Genomic DNA, 4,615 nt, shown 5'->3' with positions numbered 1-4,615 from the left:
CCTCCGCTATCCGGCCCTCGGGCTCTCCGCCGCCCGGCCCTCAGACCCTCCGTCCGACCACGCGTCCCGTCACCTCGCCCAGCCCCACCCGGATCCCGTCCGGACCCGGTGCCCACGCCGACAGGGTCACCACGTCCCCGTCCTCCAGGAACGTCCGCTTGCCGTCGGGGAGTTCCAGCGCGTCGCGGCCGTTCCAGGTCAGCTCCAGCAGCGACCCGCGTTCCCGTTCGCCGGGTCCGCTCACCGTGCCCGAGCCGTAGAGGTCGCCGGTGCGCAGTGAGGCGCCGTTGACGGTCATGTGGGCCAACTGCTGGGCGGCCGTCCAGTACATGGTGGAGAACGGCGGCTCGGAGACGACGTGTCCGTTGACCGCGACGGTGATCCGCAGGTCGTAGCCGCCGGGCTCGGCGTGGTCGTCGGCCGTGTCGTCCAGGTAGGGCAGCAGTTCGTGCGTGCGCGCGGGGGGCGCCACCCGGGCCTCGTCCAGGGCGTCCAGCGGTGTGATCCACGCCGACACCGAGGTGGCGAAGGACTTGCCGAGGAACGGGCCGAGGGGGACGTACTCCCAGGCCTGGACGTCCCGAGCGGACCAGTCGTTGAGCAGGCAGAGCCCGAAGACGTGCTCGCGGAAGTCGCCGAGCGCGACCGGTGCGCCCGGTTCGGACGGTACCCCCACCACGAACCCGACCTCGGCCTCGATGTCGAGGCGGACGGACGGGCCGAAGACGGGCGCGGTGTCGGCCGGTGCCTTGCGCTGCCCCGACGGCCGTACGACGTCGGTGCCCGAGACGAACACCGTGCCGGAGCGGCCGTGGTAGCCGATCGGGAGGTGCTTCCAGTTCGGGGTGAGGGAGTCGGCGGCGTCGGGGCGGAAGATCTGGCCGACGTTGCGGGCGTGGTTCTCGGAGGCGTAGAAGTCGACGTAGTCCGCGACCTCGAACGGCAGGTGCAGGGTCACCGACGACAGCGGGTGGAAGAGGGGCTCCAGCGTCTCGCGGTGGGAGGGCACCGTCACCCAGGCCGTCAGCGCGCGCCGCACGTCGGACCAGGCCGTGCGACCGGCCGCCAGCAGCGGGTTGAGGGTGGGCCGCGCGAGCAGGGAGGCGTACGGCGACCCGAGCGCGTGGGCCGCCGCGCCGGCGTCGAGGACGTGGTCGCCGAGGCGGACGCCCACCGTCCGCTCCCGCGTGCCGGGGATCGAGAACACGCCGTACGGAAGGTTGTGCGGGCCGAAGGGGTCGCCCTCGGGGACATCGAAGGGGGGCATCGGGTGCTGCCTCGCTTTCGTGCTCACCATGTGCGCCGTGCGCGCCGTGTGCGCCACGTGGCCGGTGTGCGCCGCGTGGTGCGTGGACTGGCCACACGTTACGGGTGACACGGCCGTCTTGGGCAGTGCGGCGGGAGGTGGCTCCATGTGGGGGACGAGGGCGGCGTGCGCAGGCGGGCCGACGTGCGCGGACCCGTCCGCGCGCCGGTGCGCGAGAGGCAGGAAGCAACCGTGGGACGGGAGCTTCGCCGGCGGCGCACGCCCGCGCACACGGTTGTGGATGTGGCGCTCCGCGTCCGTTCGTGTGCGGGAAGTTGTCCACAGGCCGACACGCAATCTTGACGGAGCGGTGCGAACAGGGAGACTCTGGGCGGGTGCCGGGAGGTCTCGGGGAGGGGGCCTTCGACGGCACATCTGGGGGGAACGGATGGCCATTGGGGAGGCCGGTCCGGGTTCGGGGCGGGATGGTTCACGGCCGGGCAGACGGCTGGAAGAGACCATGCGCGGCCGGCTCGACCGGGAATGCGTGTATGTACCGTCATGCCGATTCGGGCTGTACGCGGCACTGCGTCACTGGTGCCCGCCCGGCGGCCGGGTCCTGATGTCGCCGGTCAACGACGACGTCATCTTCTTCGTCGTGCTCGCCGCCGGGCTGCGCCCCGTACAGGCGCCGCTGGACCCGTCGGACGCGTCCATCGACGTGGACGCCGTGCCCGACGACGTCTGGGGCTCACTGTCCGCCGTACTGACGACCAACCTGTACGGCAACCCGGACCAGGCGCCCCGGCTGCGCGCCCGCTGCGACGCCCTGGGCATCCCGCTGTTCGAGGACGCGGCGCACGCCATCGGCAGCGAGGTGGGCGGCCGGCCGGTCGGCGCCTGGGGCGACGCCGCCGTCTTCAGCCTGTCCAAGCACGTCGGCGCCAAGGCCGGAGGCATCCTCGCGGTCGCCGACCCGGGGCTGCGGGAGACGCTGGCGAAGACCTGCGAAGACCTGCTGCTGCCGCGCCGTACGAGGGCCGAAGTCGCCTACGCCGCACGGCCGTACGCGGAGGCCGCCGTGCGCGGGCTGGGGCTGCGCCGGGCCGCATGGGCCACGCTGCGGCTGCTGGGGCGGATGGAGCGCGAGGAGATCCGGATGCCGCTGCGTCCGCAGGAGCTGGCCCGCGCCGCCGCCTCGGCACCCGGCCTCGACGCCCACGACCCCTGGGTCCGCGTCGACATGCACGACTACCGGCTGCGCGGCGGCCGGTTCCGGCTCGGCCGGATCGGGCGCGGACTCGACCGGCTGGACCAGGTACTGGCGGACTGCCGGGCGGGGACGGAGCTGCTGCTGTCGACGCCCTGGGCGGGACCGGCCGGGTGGGAGGGAACGCGCGGCCGGACTCCCGGCAAGGCACAGCCCCTGTTCCGCGTGCCGCTGCTCGTGGCCGACCGGGACGCGGCGGTCCGCGCGCTGGCCCGGCGCGGCATCGTCGTCGGCTACCTCTACGACCCGCCGCTCGACGACTACGCGGGCGCCGCCTTCACCGACCCGTCACCCGCGCCCGAGGGGGCACGCTGGTTCGCGCGGCACGCGCTGCCCGTCGAACCGCTGCGGGCCCGCGCCGTGATCGCGGCGCTCGAGGAGTCCGGCGTACGACCGGCCAAGGCACCGGAGGGGTTGATTCCGTCCGGTGGCTGAGACCCGGGTGCACGAGACGGCCGTCGAACCGGCGGACGGCGGCACCGCGCTGCCCGAGAGCGGGCACGGGGGCGACTCGCTCTTCAAGAACGCCTACTTCCTGATGCTCAGCACCGGCGTCTCGGCCGTGCTCGGCCTGGGCTTCTGGCTCGTGGCCGCCCGCTACTACTCGGAGGAGGCCGTCGGGCAGGGCTCCGCCGCCATCGCCGCCATGCGGCTGCTCGCCAGCATCACGGCGACGACGATGATCGGCGCCGTGGTCCGCTTCGTGCCGCGCGCGGGCCGCGCCACCGGACCGCTGGTGTGGCGGGCGTACGCGGCGAGTTCGGTGGTCGTCGCCCTCGCCGCCTTGGTCTTCCTGCTCACCCTCGACCTGTGGGGTGCCTCGTACGCCCCGCTGGGCACCGCCGCGATGGGGACCCTGTTCGTCCTGGCGTGCGTGGCCTGGGCGCTGCTCACCCTCCAGGACGGCGTGCTGACAGGCTTGCGCAAGGCGGAGTGGGTGCCCGCGGGGAACGCGGTGTTCTCGGTCGGGAAGCTGATCCTGCTCGCCGTCCTCGCCGCCTCGCTGCCGGTGCTGGGCATCTTCGTGTCCTGGGCCGTGGCCATCGCCTTCTCCACCCTGCCGCTGGGCTGGCTGATCTTCCGCAGGCTGATCCCGCGCCAGGCCGAGGCCGACCGCGACGTGGAGCCGCCGAAGCCCCGCGAGATGGGCCGCTTCCTGGCCGGGGACTCGCTGGGGGCGCTGTTCAGCCTGGCGATGATCAACCTGCTGCCGGTCATGGTCGCGGTCAACTTCAGCGCCGCGCAGAACGGCTACTTCTACGTGGCCTACACCGTCGGCGGCACGATGGAGTTCATGGCCATCAACATGGCCTCCTCGCTCACCGCGCACGCCTCGCACGACCCGCGCCGCCTCGCCGACGGCATCCGGGGAGCGCTGCGCCGCATGACGGTGCTGCTGGTACCGGTGGTGCTCTTCCTGGTCGTCTTCGCCCCGCAGATCCTCGCGCCCTTCGACGAGGACTACGCCGAGCACGGCTCCACGGTGCTGCGGCTGCTCGCCCTCGGCGCGCTGCCGAGGATCGTGGTCGAGCTGTACATCGGCGTACTCCGCGTCCAGGGGCGCACCGGCGTGCTCGCCGCGGTGCAGGGCGCCATGTGCGTCCTCGTCCTGGGCAGCGCGGCGGTGCTGTTCACGCCGGCCGGCATCTCCGGTGCCGGCTGGGCGGTGCTGGTGAGCATGACGGTCGTCGCCCTGGGCTGCGCACCCGGCCTGCGCTCCGCCCTGCGGGGCATCGAGGGCGCCGGTCGTTCCGGCGACCCGGCTGCCACGGTGGAGGCCGGTCCGCTCGGACCCAAGCCACGGCCCGGTACTTCCCACGGCCACGGCCCGGCCCGGCTGAACCCCACCGCCGGGTACGGCACGACCTGGGCCCGGCGGGCGGCGTCCGAGCAGGGACGGCCCGAGGACGCGTCCGGGGAGGACACCGTCGCCCTGTTCATAGGGCGCCCCGGGTACGAACGGGAGGCCCTGGAGGCGGACACCCTCGCGATGATCCGCCGGCCACGCCACCCCGCCCCGGACCCCCGCGTCCACGACCCGGACCCCCGCGTCCACGACGCGGGGGTCCGGGTCGTGGACGCGGGGGTCCGGGGCGGGG

3 protein-coding genes are annotated in these 4,615 nt (G+C 74.0%); 2 read left to right on the top strand and 1 reads right to left on the bottom strand.

The features are described from left to right. Positions 1 to 40: 40 nt before the first annotated feature. Positions 41 to 1,267 (bottom strand): fumarylacetoacetase, encoded by a 1,227-nt coding sequence (gene fahA, locus DMH12_RS37205; protein WP_125495695.1) that lies wholly within the window; start codon positions 1,265 to 1,267, stop codon positions 41 to 43. A 499-nt stretch (positions 1,268 to 1,766) separates the two neighbouring features. Here fahA and DMH12_RS37200 point away from each other — a divergent pair, with 499 nt between their 5' ends. Next, positions 1,767 to 2,951: a DegT/DnrJ/EryC1/StrS family aminotransferase gene (locus tag DMH12_RS37200; RefSeq protein ID WP_260474484.1), complete on the top strand. Its 1,185-nt coding sequence runs from the start codon at positions 1,767 to 1,769 to the stop codon at positions 2,949 to 2,951. Then, positions 2,944 to 4,615: lipopolysaccharide biosynthesis protein (locus tag DMH12_RS37195; protein ID WP_260474483.1), on the top strand; the 1,672-nt coding region annotated here is incomplete at its 3' end. The genes DMH12_RS37200 and DMH12_RS37195, both read left to right, overlap by 8 nt.

Origin of the sequence: Streptomyces sp. WAC 04229, assembly GCF_003947455.1 — a bacterium.
Lineage (GTDB): Bacteria > Actinomycetota > Actinomycetes > Streptomycetales > Streptomycetaceae > Streptomyces.
This window is presented reverse-complemented; position numbering and strand designations above follow the sequence as displayed.

Coding starts and splice junctions, on each gene's coding strand:
- fahA (WP_125495695.1), bottom strand. CDS start 1,267: ATGCCCCCCTTCGATGTCCCCGAGGGCGACCCCTTCGGCCCGCACAAC.
- DMH12_RS37200 (WP_260474484.1), top strand. CDS start 1,767: ATGCGCGGCCGGCTCGACCGGGAATGCGTGTATGTACCGTCATGCCGA.